This window comes from Snodgrassella sp. B3882 (genome assembly GCF_026535915.1).
Lineage (GTDB): Bacteria > Pseudomonadota > Gammaproteobacteria > Burkholderiales > Neisseriaceae > Snodgrassella.
Map to the genome: position 1 here is coordinate 996934 of NZ_JAFNPF010000001.1, position 20599 is coordinate 1017532.

Here is a 20599-nt window from a genome sequence, read left to right on the forward strand (position 1 = left end):
AACGTAAGAATGTATAAAGGATTCATCATGCTTAAATTTCGGTTTGCTTAATTCTTTAGTAAAGTTAATATGTTAGTAATGAAAGTTAATTTTTTCACTGTTGCTGGCACTAAATTTGTTTGACACTTCGGCGGGATTTAGGTATAGTGCGCTCTTCTTGATGGAGAGTTGGCCGAGTGGTCGAAGGCGCTCCCCTGCTAAGGGAGTATATGGGCAAAACCTGTATCAAGGGTTCGAATCCCTTACTCTCCGCCATCATTAATAAAAGAAGCCCAGATTATATCTGGGCTTCTTTTTATTTCTTCTAAGCTAAAACGTCTTACTATTGTGCTTTTAGCAAAATAGATTTGGTCGTTGCATCCTCGACAAGGCGCAAGAACGGTTTCTGCTCAACTTGTGAAGTAAGTTTCAGGCATACAGTATGTCCATTTTCGATACTGAGCTCTTAGATGATTATGGTTAAAAATAATCAATGATCTGAATGGATTTATCTTGTATGTTGATTTTGATATGTTCCGCTCCTTTGGATGATTTAATTTAACAGAAATTGGTTGGTGAACCATTTTTAGAAAATTTGGTTTAGGTTAAGATATATCATCAATTAACGTTTGAATCTTCGCCATATTTTTATATTTGGTCGGTCATATACTTTGTTAAAACATAATAACAGCTTATAACTAGTTTCTGTAAAATCATCTGGTTAAGCCTTAGCTTCATTGATTTGGTTAAGTGTATGTGTCATCGGTCATGTCGATCGCGTGCTCAGAATAAACTCGCATGACAATAAATTGGAATAGGTTAGAGATGAGCCACTAATCAAATGGTGTGTCGCAGCGAATCTTAAGCAATTAGATAAGGTTTGAGATGTTTATGGATTATGCTGAAGGCGCATTAATGGATCTTGTTAATAATCGCCATAGCATTCTGTGTGGTAATGCGCGCTACCTGTTCATATGCTATGCCACGAAGCTCAGCAATAATTTGAGCAATTTGCTGTAGATTAGCGGGAGAATTGTAGGGTTTGTCCTGTGGTGGCATATAAGGAGCATCTGTCTCAATAACCATATGTTCCAACGGCAAGGTCTGAGCAGCCAAGCGTGCTTTTTTAGCATGAGGACGTAATAGCAATGAGCCTATGCCAATTAAAAAACCTTGTTTGATCCATTCTTGCGCTTCTTCTAAGCTTCCTGAAAAGGCATGGGCGAATCCGCCGTGTTTAAAGGCACAGCGCTTTATACTATTTAGACAGGCGGCAGTAGCATGAACGTGATGAATAATGATGGGTCGGGATGCTGATTTAGCAATGTCTAACTGTTGTTCAAATCTTTGAATTTGATGCTGACGGCTTTCTGCATCTCGTGCGTGTACAAAATCCAATCCAATTTCGCCTAGCAAAAGATCAGAATTTTCTCCGAGTAATTGCTCTAATTTTTCATAATCAGTTAGGGTGCAAGCAGAGATATACCATGGATGTATACCGATTGCGGCATGAATTTGGGGATACACTTTCGCCAGCTGAAGGGTAGCTTCCCAATCTGGTGGTTGCGTGGCTGGTACGAGAAAACCATTGATATGCTTGTGTGCCGCCTGAGCCAATATCTCGGGTAGATTTTCGACCAGAGGCTCATGGCTAAGGTGGCAATGGCTATCAAATAGCATGATGAAAAATGTTTGAAGAAAGAAAAATCGTCTTAAATTATTTATTTGCTTTCATTATTTTCACTAATTTCGGCAGTATTTTCCACCGTGTTGGGGGCAGTTTGAGCAGGTGCGTCTTCAGCAGCTTTTGCAGTTTGCATCGAAGGGTGTTGCTGAGCAATTGCTTTTTCTTCAGCTGATACTTCGCCTTTGAATCTGTTATTCAGATCAAAGCGTTTGCCGCCTCGAGCTAGGGATTTAATATAACGCGGACGACGACAGTGATTGGCCAGTACTCTGGCAATCAAAGCTGCATCATATTGTGGCAATGCAGCAATAAGATCCTGATCAATGCCTATAGCTAATGGTTTAAAATATTTAAACACGTCATACTTACGATAGATATGCTCAGCAATCATATCGGTCTGTTTCTTTTTGCTCATGGTTTGTACAGCAGACTTCAAAGCTGCACCCAAAGCTGTTTCTTGACTCATAAGGTATATCCTTGTGGTATTAAACCATCGCAACGTATTCTTTCCAAAAAGAGTAGTTCAGTTGATGATGGACATTCTCGGTTATTATCGCATAAGTTACTAACTGTTGAAAATATAACCCTACCGTTGGTTTGGCTATTTACCTTTATTGCTTTTAACTCACTTGTTTTGTGCTCTGTGTCTCAATGCGTGATCGATTAGCACTAAAGCTAACATCGCTTCTGCAATGGGGGCCGCACGTAGACCCACACAAGGGTCATGCCTGCCATGAGTTGAGATGGTTATTGCCTGTCCATCTATATCAATGGAGCGACGTGGCATAGCGATACTACTGGTTGGCTTAATGGCCAGATTAAGATAAATATCCTGACCGCTGCTAATACCACCTAAGATGCCACCAGCATGATTAGTCAAAAAGCCTTCAGGGGTGATTTCATCACCATGTTCACTGCCTTTCTGGCTAATGCTTGCAAAACCAGCTCCAATTTCAATTCCTTTAACTGCATTAATGCTCATCATTGCATGTGCTATATCTGCATCAAGGCGATCAAATACCGGCTCGCCTAAGCCTACCGGTACACCTGTAGCACGGACATGCAATTTAGCACCGATGGAATCCTGTGCTTTACGAATTTCGTCCAAATACTGCTCTAACTCTTCAATCTGACTGCGGTTAGCGGCAAAAAAAGGGTTTTCAGCGATAAATGCCACGTCTTCATAAGCGATGGTTTTATCACCAATCTGCGTAACATAAGCCATTATTTCGGTATTAAAAGTCTGTTTTAACCATTTTTTAGCGATTGCCCCAGCAGCCACACGTGCTGCTGTTTCCCGCGCAGAACTCCGACCACCACCACGATAATCGCGAATACCGTACTTATGCCAGTAAGTATAATCAGCATGACCAGGTCGAAAACTGCGCGCAATAGAGCTATAGTCTTTACTTCGTTGGTCATTATTGCGAATTAGTAATGCAATTGGTGTGCCAGTGGTTTTCCCTTCAAATACGCCAGACAAAATTTCCACCTGATCATCTTCACGACGCTGTGTAACGTAACGGTTTGTGCCAGGTTTGCGTCTATCGAGATCGTGCTGGATGTCGGTTTCGTTCAAAGCTAAACCAGGAGGACAACCATCAACAACACAACCTAACGCTGGTCCATGACTCTCACCAAATGTGGTAACTGTGAAAATTTGCCCGAAAGTATTGCCCGCCATAAAGCTTTCTCTGTTGTGTAATAGAAGAAGTTTAATTTAAAAGTGTAGCATGCTTTTATAAGGTTTAGGCATATTATAATGGGTTTATGTGATTTTTTATGTTTAATAAATCATCAATATTAACCATATAGTCATATATTCGCCTGACATCTTATTATAGCTGGCTCGCTATCTGTTGCAGCAGCAAAAATGGTTGAAATTGATTGGCTGCAGCAAATAAAGATGCAGTCATCTATTCGTCAATGTATTTGCTGGAACAAAGCTTAAAACCATAAGTATTGGTTGGAAAGGTGACGATAAATAATAAGATTTGTAATCTGGGTATGAATAAAATTGGGTAGGAAATTCAGAAAGTATTTTAGCTAAGTCTTGTCATGAGTAAATTTATTACATTCGAAAAAACAATGAGTATGCATTAATCACTTTGGCTGTTTAAAGATATAAAAGATCGATTATGGCTTTCTAAGATCATGTTACTTTATCTATGATTAATTATTATCGAGCAGCAAGAATAAAGCTTATTAAATTTAAATAATCGCCTTTTAAATCATGAGGAGGATTTTTTGGCATTGTTTTTAGACCATGCTGACTAACAAGGCAGAGGATATAATCTTATTGCCATTAGCCATTGCACAACCTTTTAACGGATATGTTTTCTATTTTCTGCTTACTCTAGAATGAATTATTTAAGCTATGTAATCGATATGAATTTTTTCATCCATATTCCCTGAATTTCTCTGGATAAGATGGAATACCTGCACTAAATAAAATGATTTTTCTCAGATTATATGCAGTTTGAATCTTCAATCAGTTTAGTTACAATTATTTTGCGATATATTTTTGCATAAGATTTTTAACTGTTTAATTTTTTGCCTAGATCTAGGTTTCGGGGGACTAAACAACTCAAATTGGTTTTAGTTGATGCTGGTTACCCGACGCTTTTTCTCACTATGCAAAAGCCAAGTTGAAATTGATAGTCTCTATGGTTGTTATGAAAATTGTTGCGACTAGTAAACAGGTTTTCTTGGTTTGGGTTTTTCTTTAGGTTGGTTTTCTGTTCCAGCAATTTCTGGAGGATCGGCAGGAAGAGGCTTAGTATTGATGGGAAAATTGATGGTGGTGCCTAAACCAAAGCTGCTGTTGCCTCCGCCTATGCCAACTGCAATATTGTTGGGCATGCCGATACTGCAAGCAGTCAGACAAGAGGCAATCCATAAGATTAATGGGTATGGTTTCATGTTTAGTCTTTGTCGTTGAAAAATATATGTTTGATCTTGATTATGGGGCAATGGTTATAGCTACTTGTTCTAATCCTTTGGTCAATGCTTTGACCATATTACTGTAGCCATTTCCCTGTTGGGACAAACGAATATTGAAATTTTGTCCTTTTTCTTTACTACCATCCCACATGCTGTAGCCTTTGATGTGAATATGACCATCATAACTGCCTTGGAAGGCTGATATATACACAGTAAGGGTATGTTTACTGTTGCTTTGGGGCATGAATGAGAAGTGTTGACTATATTTATTTAGCTCGTTGGCCAATATGTGGGTGATTTCCTGATCTAAATCGTCAGCCCAAAGATGATTTTGGGCGAAATGTAGGGTAGTCGGGCTATCCTGATAAACCAAATTTCCTTGGTTGAGGCTATCAGTTAAAACCACTTTAATATGTACCGGTGTACGGTAATAACCGCTTGGTAGCTGGTAATGACTATTAGGTAGCTGGTAATAGGTTACAGGTGTGCCAGCACAGCCGGCTAAGGTCAGTGTGCAGGCACAGATGAGCGATAACAAGATTTTCATTATTGGGCTCCTTGTGGTTCTGGGTCTTGCCCGCGTCGATTGAAAATTAAGGCATTAGGTTGCTGTTTAAGGGTTTTCAAAGTTGGCTGAGCATCTTTTAAAGTTCTGTCGATACTGTGTAATGTTTGCTGAATATCGCCATATAACGGAGATGTGCTGGACACTCCCTGTAGGGTAGTACGCAGCTCGCGTAGGGTGGCATTCAGTTGTGCTGGAATTTGTTGAGTCTGATTTTGTTTTAGCAATCGATCCGCACTGGCCAAGGTATTTTTCAACTGGATCATGGTGCCATCTAATTGCTGCAAGGATCGTTCGATCGGCAGTTTATTTAATTTGGTCAACAATGCAGAAAGCTGATTTTGCAGCAGATCTAAGCCATTATTGGTGCTTCCAATAACGCTATAGCCCTGATAAACCTCTGCCGGTCTGACTATTGCTGTAGACGACTGATTGGTTGACAGAAGAATAAACTGATTTCCAGTGAGTAAGTTATCTTTTTCTAGAGAAGCAAACATGCCGTTATGCATGGCTTGCTGGATTTTTTGTTGCCAAATTTTATTATCCTGTTCGGAAGCATTAATTTCCATACGGGCAGGTTCAATACGGATGCGAACCGGAATCCAGCCATGTTGCAACAGTTGATGGCTGTCATTTTGGGCGAAATAGGGAACGTCGGCAACAGATCCTATATTTAACCCTTGAAACTCTACTGGAGCACCAACTTTTAAGCCACGAATGGATTGTTTGAAGAAGATAACATAATAAAGCGCTCGTTTAGAGGGAAGATTATCCAGTTCTTGCTCGCTGCGGTATAGAGGCATTTCAGCATCTTTTGCAATAGGTTTGCCCGTACCGTTTTCAGTTGTTTTAAAAGATATGGCACCAGAAAGTAAGGCAGGCAAGGGCGCAGAGTCTATGTGTACTCCACCACCGGATGCTTTGATTTGGATGCCGGTTTGTAACCAAAATTTGACTTTATCGTTGATAAGGCTGTCATAAGGTGCGTTGACGAATATTTGATAGTGCACACTATGATCTTTTGGATCAAAATAGGCTTTTTCGATCTGACCTGCGGCCATGTCTCCATAAAGTACTGGACTGCCTGGGGTAAGCAATTTATCGCTGTAACCTTTCAGGCGTAATCGCAGACCACTTTGTGAAATGGCAGACACCGGCGGTAAATCAAGTACTTTAAATGAATCGGCCTTTTCTTTGCTGTGACCCGGAGTAAAAGCGATATAAGATCCAGAAACCAAGGTGTTCAGCCCAGTAATACCACTTTGATCAATACGTGGTTTGACAATCCAAAATTGAGTGTCTTCACGCAGCATGCTTTTTACATCTGCACTCATTTTGGCTTTAATCTGCACCCCTTTTTCATCCGGACTGATGTTGATTGCAGTCACTTTGCCAACGGTTACATTTAATACTTTGATGGTTGTGGAGTTGATTTCAATGCCGTCTGCATCATTTAGGTACAAGGTAATTTCTGGACCGGTATTGCGAATATGTTGGAATAGTAGCCATGCTCCAGTTAATAATGCTAAAGCAGGAATGATCCAAACTAAAACATTAAAAGGCGGTGCGTGCTTGACCGTGGCGGTGGTTTGCTGTTGAGTATCTTCAGATTGGGTCATAGTTGGTGCCTTTTTCTGCGGCGATAAGGATGATGAGTTTTTTTCGCTTCATCCCAAAGTAAACGTGAATCAAAACTTAATGCGGAAACCATGGTCAGGATGACCACGCCACAAAAATAAACTGTGGCGGCTCCAGGAGTCACTTTCGCTAACGGGGAAGTAAATACGGACATCAAAATAATCACGACAAAGATGTCAATCATAGACCAGCGCCCGATAGATTCCGTTATGCGATAAAGTATGGTCAATTTGGCTGGAGACATTAAAGGTTTGTAAGCAGCCGAATATAATAATACTAACATGGAGATAATTTTTAATATGGGTATAGCCATACTGGCACTAAATATGACAATGGCAATCAAGATATCGCCATCTTTCCACATGTATTCAATGCCGTCCAGAATGGTACTGGCCAAATTTGAATTTGGCGAACGAGTAATCATCATGGGCAATAGGTTTGCAGGGATATACAGGATGATGGCACTCAGTAAAAATGCCATGCTAATACGCAGGCTGAGTGGTTTTCGTCTGCTTAGAAATGAGCCGCATACCCCACAGATGTTTTGAGTGGCTGGTTGCTCAAATAAGCAATAATTACAACTGACGGTGTGTTCACTATGTTTAATGAGTGTGGGATCGTTACCGGTCAAGGTTTGAATCTGATAAAAAATCCAATGTTCTGGCACGCCTTGTGAGGTACGAATGAGTAATATGGCCAGCACCATCATCAACCAAAACGCTAGGCCGAAATGGATCTGAGCCATACCGATGATTTTGATGTAGGCCACCAGAGTGGCGATAAAAAATACGTCCACCATGATCCAGTGACGCAAGCGCACTAAGGTTCGGGTGGCATACAGCATACCGGGTAACACTTGTTGATAATACAGACCGATATAGACATACAAGCATAATAGAAGAAACAGCAGCGGGGAGCCGAATGTCAATAAAAACATCACTTCGGCCAGAAATGAATAGTCCTGCTGTGCCAGTGAACTTAACATGTAGGGTAGTGTTAGATCTACATGTAAGGTAAACATATCTACAATCATGTATAACTGACTATACACGATAATCATAATCATCAAGGAAGCACTGGCATAGGCCATGGGTGTATCAAGTGGGTATTTTTCCACTCGCACTAAATGCTGATGGCAGCGAGGACATTGAGCCTGATCCCCAGGAACAATAGTCGGGATCGATAAAGACAAGCCACATCTAGGACAGCCTACATGATGTTGCGGGATGCTGCCTGTCGGTATGTTTTCCAATGCTGGTTGTGCTGCTATGCTTGTTTGATGGTTCAAGGTGGTGAAATCCGCAATATTTAGCCATTCTGTAAAAAATAACTTAACAGCGATTAGCTGTTAAGTTATGAATATACGTAAAATAATGCTTTATGGCAATGCACTTATAACGCTGCTAATACTGCATCACCCATTTGGCTACAACTAACTCGCTGGCAGCCTTCTTCATAGATATCTTGGGTGCGTAAGCCTTGAGCCAATACTTTACCAACAGCCTGCTCTATACGCTGAGCCGCTTGTTCATTATTTAAGCTATATCTTAACATCATGGCGAGAGAAAGAATGGTTGCCAGAGGATTGGCTATATTTTGACCAGCAATATCGGGAGCAGATCCATGCGATGGTTCATACATGCCTTTGCCGGTTTCATTTAAAGAGGCTGATGGAAGCATGCCTATTGAACCGGTCAGCATAGAGGCTTGATCAGAAAGAATATCCCCGAAAATATTACCGGTAACGATGACATCAAACTGTTTGGGTGCTTTGACTAATTGCATGGCTGCATTGTCTACATACATGTGGGTTAAGGTCACATCTGGATAATCCTGATTCATTTCAGTCATGATTTCACGCCATAATTCAGTGGTTTCCAGAACGTTGGCTTTATCCACTGAACACAGTTTTTTATTGCGTTTTTGTGCTGCTTCAAACGCGATTTTACCAATGCGTCTAATTTCACTTTCTTTGTAACGCATGGTATTGAAACCTTCCCGTTCACCATCAGGCAAGGTGTGGATACCGCGTGGCTCACCAAAATAGATGTCGCCAGTGAGTTCCCGCACAATGAGAATATCCAGACCGGAAACAATTTCAGGTTTTAGGGTTGAGGCATTGGCTAGTTCTGGATAAAGAATTGCAGGGCGTAAATTGCCAAACAAATTAAGATCTTTACGAATGGCGAGCAAACCACGTTCAGGTCGTAATGAGCGTTCTAATTTATCGTATTGTGGTCCTCCTACTGCACCAAGTAAGATGGCATCTGCGTTTTGACAGATTTTCTGCGTATAAGGGGGATATGGGTGATGATATTCATCATAAGCCGCCCCACCTAATGGTGCATACTGATATTCAATGTCTAAACCATCAGTGATGAGTTGATCAAGTATGCGGACAGCCTGAGCCACAATTTCTGGTCCGATTCCGTCTCCCGGTAAAATAGCTATGTGTTTGCTCATGTTTGTTTCCATCTGGTTGAGTTATTGCCAGCAGATTGCTGGAGGTGAAGTGAATAATTGAATTCAAGATTCTATATGCAATTCTAATTATCTCACAATACAAATAAATAATTTTCTAACTACACCATCTAAAGACAGTCATTTCAGATTTTTTACCCGATTATGGGTTAAGTGTTTTTAAACTGATATTTTTCAATAAAATCATTTACCATAGCAACAAAATTTATTTATTCTGCTGGTTTTATCGCTAAATCATTTGCAAGCGTATTCATTTATTTGTATTTCTAGATAAATTTTTAACTTCAACTATAGTTGTAGTTTTTCAGAATTAAATATTTAAACATCCCTTTATGCATGACTTTTGTTTAATGTTCGCTATCATCAACAAGTATGAATTCTTCAATGAATAGATCTCGTCAAATCTCCATACTTTACATTTACCAAAACTAGCTGTCATCACTTATTAATGACAACCTTTATATATAAATTTGTCCATTTTTTTATCGGTTTGCCTGCTAACAGCTTTAGTCCTGCAAAGCTTGAAGCAGTAGATCAATCTATAACAAGTTTCTCGATAGTGAATATGGAGCAACTGCCGTAATCACATCCAGCTATCTACATACTCTGATTGCCTCGTTAGGTTTATAACCGCGCATCCCTTCAGAATGATCTTCAAAACTTTGATACATCTGCCATGTTACGAACCCTAAAAGGGGCGGTCATGGCTAAGAGCCAAGCGTCAGGCATTAACCTCTACAAAGTTCCGATGTAATCAAACAGCAAATTTTTATTTCAAATATGTCTACACCTTGTGAATGAATTAGATCATTCTATGGATCAAAAACACGATCCATGAGTCATCTATGTCTAATTTTCCACAATGGGCAGCAATTTTATGAAATAGATGCGGTATTGGTTTTACATACTTAACTTATTTTTGCGTTGTTTTATTTTTCTGCTGTCTACCGGTTGAATCACTTTGTGAATTAATTGCCAAACCAGTTGTCAATTCTAACTAACTATATAAAGGTAAACAGCAGCGCGCAGATTAATCCTGACTCAATAGCTCAACTCTGATATAGCCATGGCTGTTGCTGACGATGTTTGACCTCATAAGCTTTGATCGCATCCGCATGTTGTAGAGTCAAACCAATTTCATCTAAACCATTCAACAAACAATGTTTGCGATGTTCAGTGATATCAAAGTGATAAGTTGTGCCGTCAGGGGTTGTCACGCTTTGTTGGGCTAAATCAATGCTAAGCTGGTAACCCTCATTGGCAAACACTTCCTGAAATAATTGATCAATGGTATTTTCAGGTAAAACAAACGGTAGTAATCCATTTTTAAAACAGTTATTAAAAAAGATATCCGCAAAAGAAGGAGCCAGAATCACCCTAAATCCATAATCTTCGAGTGCCCATGGAGCATGTTCACGACTGGAGCCGCAACCAAAATTTTTGCGTGTCAACAAGATATTGGCGCCCTGATAGCGCGCTTGATTGAGCACAAAGTCAGGGTTCAACGGGCGCTTACTGTTGTCCATACCCGGTTCACCATGATCCAAATAGCGCCACTCATCAAATGCATTAGGGCCGAAGCCACTTCGTTTAATTGATTTCAAAAACTGTTTAGGAATGATGGCATCAGTATCAACATTGGCACGGTCTAAAGGAGCCACCAAAGCAGTTAAAGTAGTAAAAGATTTCATATTTATAATTTTGTAGTTAAGATTGATTCAAGTGCAAGCCCCAGAAGGGCTTGCGTAATATTACATGTCGGAGCGTACGGCGTCTGAAGAATTACTGATTGCTTGTCCTCCAGCAGAAATATCACGGCCTACACCAGAAACAGTGTGACAACCGGCCAGAAAGCCAACAATAGCAAGACTTAATAAAATTAATTTTTTCATGATGTTTTCCTCGTTTGATTAATGTGCTGCGTTTGAAAGATGTTCGCCACCAGCCTTAACATCTTGCCCAACACCATGAATAGTGTGGCAACCAGTTAATACAGTCATAATTATTGCAGTGACCAACAACATTTTTTTCATGCGAAACTCCTTTATAAAGATAAAAGTTTAATTAAATCAATCAGAACTACATCCTTATCATGCACGTGCTGGTCTAATTCTGCAAGTTGTTAACCTTTTAACTGTCGTATATCAGCAAAATGTCCATTAATTGCCGCAGCGGCTGCCATCGCTGGACTAACCAAATGAGTGCGTCCATTATTTCCCTGACGACCTTCAAAATTACGGTTTGAAGTTGAAGCACACCGTTCATGTGGTTGCAATCTATCCGCGTTCATCGCCAAACACATCGAACAGCCAGGTTCGCGCCATTCAAATCCTGCATCAATAAATATTTTATCCAATCCTTCTTCTTCGGCCTGTTTTTTTACCAGACCAGAACCGGGTACTACCAAAACTCGTTTAACATTGCTGGCTTTGTGCTGTCCCTTAGCGACTTCGGCTGCATTGCGTAAATCTTCAATTCGACCGTTAGTGCAGGAGCCGATGAAAACCACATCAACAGGAATATCGGTTAAAGGAATACCAGCGGTTAAGCCCATATATTTCAATGCCCGCTCCATTCCTTCACGTTTCACCGGATCTTTCTCATCTGCCGGATCAGGTACGGTATTGGTTATAGCGGAAACCATTTCCGGAGACGTCCCCCAAGTTACTTGTGGCGCGATATCATCAGCAAGCAAATGAATGAACTGATCAAAATGGGCACCGTCATCAGAAACCAATGTCCGCCAGTAAGCAACAGCTTGATCCCATGCTTCTCCTTTGGGAGCTAAGTGACGTTCTTTTATATAGTCGATGGTTTTGTTATCTACAGCCACTAATCCAGAACGAGCGCCTGCTTCAATCGCCATATTACACAAGGTCATACGTCCTTCCATTGACAAATCTCTGACGGCAGAGCCTGCAAATTCAATAGCATAACCTGTGCCACCTGCGGTACCAATTTTGCCAATGATATACAATGCCATGTCTTTAGCACTGATGCCACTCTTGAGTGTTCCGTCAATTTCGATCAGCATGGTTTTGGATTTTTTTGCAGTAATACACTGAGTAGCCATGACATGTTCCACTTCAGATGTACCAATGCCGTGAGCCAATGCACCAAAAGCTCCGTGTGTGGAAGTGTGTGAATCGCCACAGACCACCGTCATGCCGGGTAGGGTCGCTCCCTGTTCAGGACCGACAACATGAACAATACCCTGATTGATGTTTTTAAAGGGGTAATAAGTCTGCACGCCGAAATCATGTATATTTTGATCTAGCGTATCCACCTGCAGCTTGGAAATGGGTTCAGTAATACCTTTTTCCCAATGGTCTGTTGGGGTGTTATGATCAGCAGTGGCAACAATACTTTGCTGCCGCCACAGCGGTCTGTGTGCGAGCTTCAGACCTTCAAACGCCTGTGGACTGGTTACTTCATGCACCAAATGACGATCAATGTAAAGAAGAACTGTTCCATCTGCCTGTTCTTGGACAATATGGCTATTCCACAGTTTATCGTAAAGAGTTTGTGTTTTCATTGTAGTTATGGCTTTTTTTTGGTAATTATATGGGTTGCATCTTAATACGCTTAATAAAACTTGACAAGAATTTTGTCTAAAAATTTATCAAAATATCCGTTATGGTGTATTTTTTGGTGCAATTTTAGACTAAATGTCTAAAATTCAACTTAGTTGGCGTAAATGGTTTAGCTCGCTGCGAGTATTTTATTTATTGTTATAATAACCAAACGGTGTGCTAGAAAATGTTCACACTGCATGTAGAGAGGATCGAAATATGAGTTTATCAGTGATAGACGCAGCACATCATTCGCAGCTGCTCAATTTTGAACGTACGATTTTAGCTAAGCAAGCTCAGATTGAAGCTTGGTTTCGTGCGCAATGGCGAAAACATCGTGCTCCTTTTTACGGATCGGTCGATATTCGTAATAGTGGTTACAAGCTTGCCAGTATAGATATGAATCTTTTTCCGGGGGGATTTAACAATCTGAACCCGAATTTTTTGCCATTGGCATCTATTGCAGCAATAGACGCAGTTGAACGTGCTTGCCCTGAGGCTCACTCCGTTTTACTTATTCCCGAAAATCACACCCGCAATACTTTTTATTTACAGAATGTCTATGCTTTATTCTGTATTTTGCGCCACGCAGGTATGCAAGTGCGCATCGGAACCATTAATCCAGATATCACTGAATCAACAGTTTTTACCACCGCAAATGGCGATCATATCACCCTTGAACCGGTTCAGCGTCAGGGTAATCGCCTTTATTTGGCCGATGGTTTTAATCCCTGTTTGATTTTATTAAATAATGATTTATCTGGAGGTGTGCCGGACATATTACACAACCTAGAGCAGGCATTGTTACCCCCGTTAAAAGCTGGCTGGACGACACGGCGTAAAAGTACCCATTTTCACGCCTATAATCAAGTGGCTGCAGAATTTGCCCATTTAATCGATATTGATGAATGGACCATCAATCCGTTTTATGAAGTGTGTAGCGGAATGGATTTCAGTACCCATGAAGGAGAAAACCATCTGGCTGAGGCGGTAGAAAGAGTATTGCAGCGCATACAGCAAAAATATGATCAAATGGGCATAACAGATCGTCCATTTGTAATTGTGAAAGCGGATGCCGGTACCTATGGTATGGGGGTCATGACGGTCCATTCCGCAGATGATGTACGAGGTTTAAACCGCAAAAAACGCAACAAAATGGCCAAGATTAAAGAAGGGCTAGCGGTGACAGAAGTGATTGTTCAAGAAGGTATTTATACCTATGAAACATTGCATAATGCGGTGGCTGAGCCAGTTGTATACATGATGGACCGTTTTGTTATTGGTGGATTTTATCGAGTTCATGAGGACAGAGGTCCCGATGAAAACCTAAATGCCGTCGGAATGCATTTTATTCCTTTACAACAGAATATCGCTTCTGTTAATAGTGATATTGTCGGTGAAGAGGTTAAGAGTAAACGTGTCTTTGAACAGTGGGAAAATCTGGGCATTACCGTTGCAGATAATGCCAATCAGGCAAATGACTGTGAAAATATTCGTTTATATGTTTATGGTGTATTGGCTAGATTATCACTGTTAGCGGCTGCGATTGAGCTGGAAAATATGCCAGATTAATTAATTTCATTTTGTATCAACCATTCAAATGTTAAGCGAGCTTTAGCTCACTCGATTTCAAATTAATACGAAAAAATATACTAGCAATGAAAAAATTACGTGTTTTAACCGGTGTCACACCGAGTGGTGTGCCTCATTTAGGTAATTATGTAGGTGCCATTCGTCCAGCCATCCAGGCCAGTTTGAATCCAGAGGTAGAATCGTTTCTGTTTCTATCCGATTATCATGCTTTAATAAAATGTCATGAGCCAGACAAAGTTCATGCTTCCACGCAAGCCGTTGCCGCTACATGGCTGGCGTGTGGACTAGATCCTGAAAGAACAACCTTCTATCGTCAGTCAGATGTGCCAGAAGTGATGGAATTAAACTGGATTTTGACATGTAATACTGCAAAAGGATTGATGAATCGTGCTCATGCTTATAAAGCAGCAGTGCAGGATAATGCTGAAAAAGGGCAAGAAGATCCTGATCATGGTGTAGAAATGGGATTATTTTGCTATCCCATGTTGATGACGGCAGATATTCTTTTGTTCAATGCAGATAAAGTGCCCGTTGGGCGAGATCAAATCCAGCACTTAGAAATGGCTCGCGACATTGCCGGAAGATTTAATCATCGATATAAACCTCTATTTACCTTGCCTGAGGCCCAAGTTGATGAACAGGTAGAAACCTTACTAGGTTTAGATGGCCGCAAAATGAGCAAGAGTTATGGAAATACCATTCCGCTCTTTGAGACCGAAAAAAAATTGCAAAAGGCTGTCAACAAAATAGTGACCAACCTAAAAGAACCTGGCGAGCCAAAACAACCCAACGAAAGCCCATTGTTTGACATTTATAAGGCTTTTGCTAGTCAAGAAGAGACTGCCGAATTTACGCAAATGTTGGCGGAAGGGCTGGCGTGGGGTGAAGCTAAAAAAATGCTGGCAGCAAAAATTAATCTTGAGTTGGCAGACAAACGTGAGCGTTTTGCCGAATTAACCGCACAGCCAGCCATTATCGAAGACATATTGCAGGCTGGGGCAGAAAAAGCACGCAGTCAGGCGCAACCGCTGTTGGCTCAAGTGCGCGAAGCGGTGGGTATACGTCCGTTGAAATAAAAACCTGCCGGTTAAACAGCCGGCAGCAAAACAAACATGTGCTGGATGCGAGGATAACCATTATGAATATATTATTTATTGCAGATCCCTTATCTGAGTTTAAAACATATAAAGACACCACATATGCCATGATGCGGGAAATGGCTCATCGCGGCTGGAAATTGCATCACACTTTGGCTGGACAGTTACGTGTAGAAGCAGGCAACGTGATGGCCGATATATGTCCATTTACCTTTACAGGTGCTAAAGATGCTCATGATCATCAATGGTTTCAGTTATCCTCAGCACAGCAATTGTGTCTCAATACTTTTGATGCAGTCATTATGCGGACTGATCCACCGTTTAACATGCAGTATTTATATGCTACTCATTTGCTCACTCTGGCGGAAAAACAGGGTGCACGCGTGTATAACAGCGGTCAGGCAATGCGCGATTTCAATGAAAAATTGGCTATTTTGAACTTCGCTGATCTGATCAGTCCTACTATGGTGACTACCCGTGCAGCAGATATCCGCACCTTTCTGAATCAGCATCAGGATATTATCATTAAACCGCTTGACGGCATGGGGGGGATGGGCATTTTTCGCTTAACAAAGCAGGATCCCAATATAGGCAGTATTCTGGAAATGTTGATGCAGATGGATAACCGCACTATTATGGCACAACGCTACATACCCGAAATTACCCAGGGTGATAAACGAATTTTGGTGATTAATGGTGAAGTGGTGCCTTATGCACTGGCCAGAATACCTCAAAGTGGTGAAACCAGAGGAAATCTAGCCGCTGGAGGCAAAGGAGTAGCTCAAGCTTTAACTGAACGTGATCGTCTAATTGCCCAAACCATTGCTCCAGAATTGATTAAGCGAGGCATTATGCTGGCAGGTCTGGACGTTATTGGCGATTATTTGACTGAAATAAATGTGACTAGTCCAACCGGTTTTCAGGAAATCACCCAGCAAACTGATTGTGATGTTGCCGCTCTTTTTGTAGATGCCATCGCTAATGCTTGATCAAAATGTGCTCTCATCATCTTTAAATGATTGTTATTGACCTTGGGTAGAAACAGATGCAACCAAAAGAAAATCTTTCACAGCAACCGAATAAGCCAGCGACAAAGGGCTTAGCTCATATCTTCCAATCTTTAAAATATTCTATAGATGGATTAAAAGCCGCTTATTCAGAGTGCTCAATTCGGCAATTACTCATCTTTCATACCATTTTAATGGTATTAATCTTTGTTTTGCCTTTTAGCACTAGCGTGCGCATGATATTAGTGATGGCAAGTTTTATTAGTCTGATCGTAGAATTATTTAATACTGCAATTGAAGCGGCGGTTGATCATACTTCATTAGAACGACATCCGCTTGCAAAACGAGCTAAAGATACAGGTTCATCTGCACAGCTTGTTGCCATCGTATTAATCATTATTTTATGGGTAATGGCTCTTTGGCAGCAATTTTTACATTGATATTGAATTCATGCACGCCATTTGCAGTGCAAATCATTAACTTGCTTATAGATAATAACCATTCATTATTTCAATAATGATTATCCAACAGCGTCTTACATACCCTAAACTGAGGAAAAAGAGCTCAAGCTTTGATCACAGGCTGGTTAACTTTGCTAACTCAAATAAAATTATTTATTGTTATTATGACAAAATGCTATTCAACCATCGCTCTAATTTTGTTGCAAAATTCATATTAAATTATCAAAGTAATAGATAAGCATAAAGATCAATTTGATTAAAAGCTTTCAACTTAAAATTTCAACTAATCATACCGTTGCAGCATTCTTTAAAGAGAAGGCAAACATTGAAAAACATTTGCTCATCATTGAGCTAATCAACACAATATAAAATAACTCGATTTACTCTAAAACTCGCAACATTTTTTAAATAGTTACCCAATTTAGCTTCAAATATGGCACCAAATGTTCAAAATAAAGTTTTAGATGAATAAAAATGGCTACCATCACGTCTAATATACTTAACGTTATTACATTTAACCGGTATCATATCTGCCTGCCGCTTTGTTAAGGAACGATTTCGCATGAATAGACTGAAATTTACCAAAATGCATGGCTTGGGTAATGATTTCATGGTTATAGATGGGATTAATCAGAACTTTAATCCACATGAAGCACCCATCTGTGCTTGGTCACAGCGTCATACTGGCATTGGATTTGATCAATTATTGTTAATTGAATCTGCTCAAACTCCAAAGGCGGATTTTCGTTATCGTATCTTCAATGCAGATGGTTCTGAAGTGGAACAATGCGGAAATGGTGCCCGATGTTTTGCGCGATTTGTCTATGATAAAGGTTTAACTAAAAAGCATCAGATTGTCGTAGAGACCGCAGGGGGATTGATTGTTCCATGCCTGAATAATGATGGTTCTGTTACTGTTGATATGGGCATACCACTATTTGCCTCCGAGCAAATTCCTTATGCAGCGATTGATGCTAAAGATGCAGAGCGTATCACTCACCAACTTGTGGTGGGGGTTGAATCAGTTAGTGTTACTTGCGTGAATATGGGCAACCCACATGCTGTCATGTTGGTGCAAGATATCAATCAGGCACCGGTGCATCGTTTAGGTGCCCTGATCGAAACACATGCCCAATTTCCCCAGCGCGTTAACGTTGGGTTTATGCAGGTGTTACCGCCTAGTCACATTTACTTGCGCGTTTTTGAGCGTGGAGTAGGTGAAACGCAGGCCTGTGGTACCGGTGCCTGTGCCGCAGTAGTTGCCGGAATCAGTTTAGGTTTACTGGCTGATGATAAACCTGTGAAAGTTGACTTACCGGGTGGTCAGCTATCCATCTCGTGGCAACAGCGTCCTGATGCCCACGTAATGATGACAGGTCCGGTACAAACCGTATTTGATGGGGAGATCAATTACTAATGAAAATGACTGAACAAGATGTGTTGGCTTTTTTACAAGCACAACCTGATTGGTTATGCCAACATGCGGCGGAATTTGGTTTGCGTCCTTCAGAAAGCAAAATTTTATCCTTTCAAAAAGGAAGTATGCTGGCACTCAAGCGCAAAACAGAAAAAATGGCCGATCAGCTAGTGCAAATATTGGCGGATGCTGAAACCAACCGAGATTTAATGATGAAATTTATGCGTTTTCATCAGCGCTTACTGGCTGTTGAAGATATATCTCAATGGTTGGATGCGATCACAAATGGGCTGAGAGATGATTTTTCCTTGCCCCATCATGTCGTGCGTATTGTGACGAACATACCGGAAAACTGCTCTGTTCCTGCCGAGATAATAGCTGATGCAGAAGTTAAAGCTGCGGCGGCTAAATTGACCAAACCATTATGCGGGGCATTGCCTGTAGTTGCATTGATGCGTCAATTTGCTGATCAACCTCGGCTTGAAAGCTTTTTACAATTGCCAATACGGTGGCATGATAAAACCATTGCGGTTCTCATTATTGGGCATGAAAATGACGCACATTTTCAACCGGAACAGTCCACTGAGTGGATAACGATAATGGGTGAAAGTTTAGCCATAATTCTGGCTCGCTTGTTGAAATTGGCGGATTGATGGCAAATTTGTTAACTCATAGTATTATTGTTCTATATGCATTTGTATTTATCAGCCAGTGCTTGAAATATCATCTTGCGGGCTGGTTATGGCTAAGTAGCCTGTGTTGGCTGATCATTTCAGTGCTGGGCAATATGTTTTTACCAGGATTATCTGGCCTATTTAAACCCACCAATCTTTATCTGATCCCTGTTTATATTTTTTTAGCTGCATTATTCTATGGTAATAAGAAAATATTAAATGCGCAGTCATCCTATTTGTCAAATCTTATAGACAGTGGGCGATTACAGTATTTGTCATTGATTATTTGGATGGTATTGATTTCCTGTTTAGGACAATGGATGCCTAATTATTCATCTATTATTTTTTATCTGATAAAAATAATTTTATGGCAACCTATATTCTGGATTGGTAGTCAATGGATTTTAATGTGGGTATTACATCAAAATCAGCAAACAATAAAACGTCCGCTTACTTCACAGGAGTTAGTTTTACTGACAATGCTTTGGCAGTTTTTCTTTGTCTATTTAAGTTTATTAGGTAAAGTATGATTTGCATACTAAGAGTAGATTTAAGTTAAAAGATTTTTTAACCAGGAAAGTGTCTAGCACAGATTTATTGATTTAGGACATATAACTATATTAAATTATCGCCAGATATCCCAAAACAAAAAAAGCCGAACATTCGTTCGGCTTTTTTAATTAGCTTATGCTTAGTGTGAAGCAGCAGATGCTGGAGCTGTTTCAGTAGTGATGGTAGTTTCAGAAGCTGTAACAGTAGTAGTAGTTGCAGAAGCTTCAACTGGAGTAGAAGCTGCTGGAGTAGAAGCTTCAACTGGAGTAGTTGTAGCAGAAGCAGCTGGTGCAGAAGCTTCAGAAGCTGCTGCAGAAGCAGCTGGTGCAGATGGTTTCTCATTATTACAAGCAGCCAAGAACAAAGACATCAGGGCAGCAGCAGCTAATAAAGATTTTTTCATGATTATGTACCTTAATCTGTATCAAAAAGTATTACTTTAATGACGGAAGTCCAGTTTTGTTCTCCATGCTGCGCGTAAAAAAACGTACAGGGAGTGTGCAAAACTTGTGCAAATCGAATTATGCCTTGGGTTGCAAAGTATTGCAATGAGGCAATGTTGTATTTTTACTTATCAAAGACCCGGATAAATCATTTTTTACATCTAGCTTAAACTGACATTAGGGTGTCGCAACGTCATCAATAATATACATAATTCTTATAAAAGTATGTATAAATGATTGAAATAGATTATTAAAAGATAAAATGTGCCAATTATTGAAAGAGAAAAAACACTGTTGCAAAATTTCACACCAAAAGTTGTAAAAGTTGTTTTTTTGCAACAAATTGGTTATTGCTGTATCAAATTTGGATCATGAAATCATGATATTTCACCTAGATTCAAACATGATGGCGAAGATAATAAAATATAATTATTTGTTTTATAAAAATATATATCCTCAAATGGTTTAGTTGATTATATAAGCGACTTTA

Annotated in this window: 20 protein-coding genes and 1 tRNA gene; 8 read left to right on the top strand and 13 right to left on the bottom strand. The window is 40.3% G+C overall.

What is annotated here, in order from left to right; genetic code table 11:
* Positions 1-162: 162 nt before the first annotated feature.
* A tRNA-Ser gene (locus J3U68_RS04280) sits at positions 163-255 on the top strand.
* 636 nt (positions 256-891) lie between these two features.
* On the opposite strand, the gene J3U68_RS04285 is transcribed toward J3U68_RS04280, so the two are convergent.
* From J3U68_RS04285 to leuC, 12 genes are all read right to left on the bottom strand, one after another.
* Positions 892-1659 carry a TatD family hydrolase gene (locus tag J3U68_RS04285; RefSeq protein ID WP_267375035.1) on the bottom strand — a complete coding sequence of 256 codons (768 nt, stop codon included), beginning with the start codon at positions 1657-1659 and terminating at the stop codon, positions 892-894.
* 41 nt (positions 1660-1700) lie between these two features.
* Positions 1701-2132: a ProQ/FINO family protein gene (locus tag J3U68_RS04290; protein ID WP_267375038.1), complete on the bottom strand. Its 432-nt coding sequence runs from the start codon at positions 2130-2132 to the stop codon at positions 1701-1703.
* A 159-nt stretch (positions 2133-2291) separates the two neighbouring features.
* Positions 2292-3350 carry a chorismate synthase gene (gene aroC / locus J3U68_RS04295; RefSeq protein WP_267375040.1) on the bottom strand — a complete coding sequence of 353 codons (1059 nt, stop codon included), beginning with the start codon at positions 3348-3350 and terminating at the stop codon, positions 2292-2294.
* 1007 nt (positions 3351-4357) lie between these two features.
* Positions 4358-4588 (bottom strand): hypothetical protein, encoded by a 231-nt coding sequence (locus J3U68_RS04300; protein WP_267375042.1) that lies wholly within the window; start codon positions 4586-4588, stop codon positions 4358-4360.
* A gap of 40 nt (positions 4589-4628) precedes the next feature.
* Entirely contained in the window at positions 4629-5156 is a 528-nt protein-coding gene (locus J3U68_RS04305; RefSeq protein WP_267375044.1) for a PqiC family protein, read from the bottom strand.
* Positions 5156-6793, bottom strand: coding sequence for an intermembrane transport protein PqiB (gene pqiB / locus J3U68_RS04310; RefSeq protein ID WP_267375047.1), 1638 nt, complete (start codon positions 6791-6793; stop codon positions 5156-5158). Before pqiB ends, J3U68_RS04305 begins: the two co-directional genes overlap by 1 nt.
* On the bottom strand, positions 6790-8100 hold the full coding sequence (locus J3U68_RS04315; protein ID WP_267375049.1) for a paraquat-inducible protein A: 1311 nt from the start codon (positions 8098-8100) through the stop codon (positions 6790-6792). The genes pqiB and J3U68_RS04315 overlap by 4 nt, the downstream gene beginning before the upstream one ends.
* Before the next feature lie 104 nt (positions 8101-8204).
* Positions 8205-9275, bottom strand: coding sequence for a 3-isopropylmalate dehydrogenase (leuB, locus tag J3U68_RS04320; protein ID WP_267375051.1), 1071 nt, complete (start codon positions 9273-9275; stop codon positions 8205-8207).
* Positions 9276-10342: 1067 nt separating this feature from the next.
* Positions 10343-10984, bottom strand: coding sequence for a 3-isopropylmalate dehydratase small subunit (leuD, locus tag J3U68_RS04325; RefSeq protein WP_267375053.1), 642 nt, complete (start codon positions 10982-10984; stop codon positions 10343-10345).
* A 60-nt stretch (positions 10985-11044) separates the two neighbouring features.
* Positions 11045-11185 (bottom strand): entericidin A/B family lipoprotein, encoded by a 141-nt coding sequence (locus J3U68_RS04330; RefSeq protein WP_267375055.1) that lies wholly within the window; start codon positions 11183-11185, stop codon positions 11045-11047.
* Between the two features lie 18 nt (positions 11186-11203).
* Complete coding sequence (locus J3U68_RS04335) at positions 11204-11326, bottom strand: entericidin A/B family lipoprotein (RefSeq protein WP_267375057.1); 123 nt, start codon at positions 11324-11326, stop codon at positions 11204-11206.
* A gap of 89 nt (positions 11327-11415) precedes the next feature.
* A complete protein-coding gene (gene leuC / locus J3U68_RS04340) occupies positions 11416-12828 on the bottom strand; it encodes a 3-isopropylmalate dehydratase large subunit (protein WP_267375059.1) in 1413 nt (470 codons plus the stop codon).
* A gap of 256 nt (positions 12829-13084) precedes the next feature.
* On the opposite strand from leuC, the gene gshA reads away from it, so the two are divergent.
* The 7 genes from gshA to J3U68_RS04375 all read left to right on the top strand — a co-directional run bounded on the left by gshA (position 13085) and on the right by J3U68_RS04375 (position 19644).
* Positions 13085-14437: a glutamate--cysteine ligase gene (gene gshA / locus J3U68_RS04345; protein WP_267375061.1), complete on the top strand. Its 1353-nt coding sequence runs from the start codon at positions 13085-13087 to the stop codon at positions 14435-14437.
* 86 nt (positions 14438-14523) lie between these two features.
* The gene (gene trpS, locus J3U68_RS04350; protein WP_267375063.1) at positions 14524-15534 is read left to right on the top strand and encodes a tryptophan--tRNA ligase; all 1011 of its coding nucleotides are present in this window, start codon (positions 14524-14526) and stop codon (positions 15532-15534) included.
* Positions 15535-15596: 62 nt separating this feature from the next.
* Positions 15597-16544: a glutathione synthase gene (gene gshB / locus J3U68_RS04355; RefSeq protein ID WP_267375065.1), complete on the top strand. Its 948-nt coding sequence runs from the start codon at positions 15597-15599 to the stop codon at positions 16542-16544.
* A 56-nt stretch (positions 16545-16600) separates the two neighbouring features.
* On the top strand, positions 16601-17002 hold the full coding sequence (locus J3U68_RS04360) for a diacylglycerol kinase (protein WP_267375067.1): 402 nt from the start codon (positions 16601-16603) through the stop codon (positions 17000-17002).
* 583 nt (positions 17003-17585) lie between these two features.
* Positions 17586-18440: a diaminopimelate epimerase gene (gene dapF, locus J3U68_RS04365; protein WP_267375069.1), complete on the top strand. Its 855-nt coding sequence runs from the start codon at positions 17586-17588 to the stop codon at positions 18438-18440.
* Entirely contained in the window at positions 18440-19093 is a 654-nt protein-coding gene (locus J3U68_RS04370; protein WP_267375071.1) for a DUF484 family protein, read from the top strand. Before dapF ends, J3U68_RS04370 begins: the two co-directional genes overlap by 1 nt.
* Positions 19093-19644, top strand: a complete 552-nt coding sequence (locus tag J3U68_RS04375) for a hypothetical protein (RefSeq protein ID WP_267375073.1) — start codon at positions 19093-19095, stop codon at positions 19642-19644. The genes J3U68_RS04370 and J3U68_RS04375 overlap by 1 nt, the downstream gene beginning before the upstream one ends.
* 161 nt (positions 19645-19805) lie before the next feature.
* On the opposite strand, the gene J3U68_RS04380 is transcribed toward J3U68_RS04375, so the two are convergent.
* On the bottom strand, positions 19806-20069 hold the full coding sequence (locus J3U68_RS04380) for a hypothetical protein (RefSeq protein WP_267375075.1): 264 nt from the start codon (positions 20067-20069) through the stop codon (positions 19806-19808).
* Positions 20070-20599: the final 530 nt, after the last annotated feature.

Bases quoted from the DNA above. Each gene is read 5' to 3' on its own strand.
- J3U68_RS04285 (WP_267375035.1), bottom strand. From the start codon at position 1,659: ATGCTATTTGATAGCCATTGCCACCTTAGCCATGAGCCTCTGGTCGAA.
- J3U68_RS04290 (WP_267375038.1), bottom strand. From the start codon at position 2,132: ATGAGTCAAGAAACAGCTTTGGGTGCAGCTTTGAAGTCTGCTGTACAA.
- aroC (WP_267375040.1), bottom strand. From the start codon at position 3,350: ATGGCGGGCAATACTTTCGGGCAAATTTTCACAGTTACCACATTTGGT.
- J3U68_RS04300 (WP_267375042.1), bottom strand. From the start codon at position 4,588: ATGAAACCATACCCATTAATCTTATGGATTGCCTCTTGTCTGACTGCT.
- J3U68_RS04305 (WP_267375044.1), bottom strand. From the start codon at position 5,156: ATGAAAATCTTGTTATCGCTCATCTGTGCCTGCACACTGACCTTAGCC.
- pqiB (WP_267375047.1), bottom strand. From the start codon at position 6,793: ATGACCCAATCTGAAGATACTCAACAGCAAACCACCGCCACGGTCAAG.
- leuB (WP_267375051.1), bottom strand. From the start codon at position 9,275: ATGAGCAAACACATAGCTATTTTACCGGGAGACGGAATCGGACCAGAA.
- leuD (WP_267375053.1), bottom strand. From the start codon at position 10,984: ATGAAATCTTTTACTACTTTAACTGCTTTGGTGGCTCCTTTAGACCGT.
- J3U68_RS04330 (WP_267375055.1), bottom strand. From the start codon at position 11,185: ATGAAAAAATTAATTTTATTAAGTCTTGCTATTGTTGGCTTTCTGGCC.
- J3U68_RS04335 (WP_267375057.1), bottom strand. From the start codon at position 11,326: ATGAAAAAAATGTTGTTGGTCACTGCAATAATTATGACTGTATTAACT.
- leuC (WP_267375059.1), bottom strand. From the start codon at position 12,828: ATGAAAACACAAACTCTTTACGATAAACTGTGGAATAGCCATATTGTC.
- gshA (WP_267375061.1), top strand. From the start codon at position 13,085: ATGAGTTTATCAGTGATAGACGCAGCACATCATTCGCAGCTGCTCAAT.
- trpS (WP_267375063.1), top strand. From the start codon at position 14,524: ATGAAAAAATTACGTGTTTTAACCGGTGTCACACCGAGTGGTGTGCCT.
- gshB (WP_267375065.1), top strand. From the start codon at position 15,597: ATGAATATATTATTTATTGCAGATCCCTTATCTGAGTTTAAAACATAT.
- J3U68_RS04360 (WP_267375067.1), top strand. From the start codon at position 16,601: ATGCAACCAAAAGAAAATCTTTCACAGCAACCGAATAAGCCAGCGACA.
- dapF (WP_267375069.1), top strand. From the start codon at position 17,586: ATGAATAGACTGAAATTTACCAAAATGCATGGCTTGGGTAATGATTTC.
- J3U68_RS04370 (WP_267375071.1), top strand. From the start codon at position 18,440: ATGAAAATGACTGAACAAGATGTGTTGGCTTTTTTACAAGCACAACCT.
- J3U68_RS04375 (WP_267375073.1), top strand. From the start codon at position 19,093: ATGGCAAATTTGTTAACTCATAGTATTATTGTTCTATATGCATTTGTA.
- J3U68_RS04380 (WP_267375075.1), bottom strand. From the start codon at position 20,069: ATGAAAAAATCTTTATTAGCTGCTGCTGCCCTGATGTCTTTGTTCTTG.